Annotated in this window: 1 protein-coding gene and 1 pseudogene; both read right to left on the minus strand. The window is 72.1% G+C overall.

From position 1 onward, the window contains the following. Nucleotides 1–244 (minus strand): annotated as a pseudogene (locus tag AC1DWF_RS36510) (hypothetical protein); the annotation flags it as partial. Nucleotides 245–263: 19 nt separating this feature from the next. After that, nucleotides 264–596, minus strand: a 333-nt coding sequence (locus AC1DWF_RS36515; RefSeq protein ID WP_476843326.1) for a TolC family protein, incomplete at its 5' end; no start/stop codon positions are given.

Below are 596 nucleotides of genomic sequence, written 5' to 3' on the forward strand. Positions count from 1 at the left end.
GGCCGCGCCCGCCGGGGCCCTGCTGCGCGGGCTGTCCCGAGAATTTCTGCGAGAGCTGCGGCCAATAGTACCAGATGGCACCTCCGGCAGCGCCGAGAATCAGCAGCCAGACGAGCCAGCCGACCCAGCGGCGGCCCTTCCGGGGCGTCTCGGGCTCCAGCCTGCCGGGCGCGGGCAGGGCCGGCCGGACCGGGGGCGCGGGCAGCGCCTTGATGGGCTCGATGGGGAGGGGCGTATCGGGCATGGGTGGCTTCCCTTGGGCCTCAGGACCATCCGCCGCCGAGCGCGCGGAACAGTCCGACCGCCGCCTGGAGCTTCTGGAGCCGCACGAGCGTGAGCTGGTTGCGGGTATTGAACAGGGCCTGCTGCGTGACGAGCAGGGTCAGCAGATCGATCGTCCCCGCGCGCAGCTGCGCCTCGGAGATGGCATAGGCGCGCTCGGCGGCCCGGGTGGCGCCGAGCTGAAGGGCTTCCTGCTCCGTCGTGTCGCGCAGAGCCACGATCGCGCTCTCCACATCCACCAGCGCGGCGACGATCGCCAGCCGGTAGTTCTCGAGGATCTCCTCGGCCTGCGCCTGGGTCAGCCGGTACTGCGC

The organism is Aminobacter sp. P4_D5 (assembly GCF_056401815.1).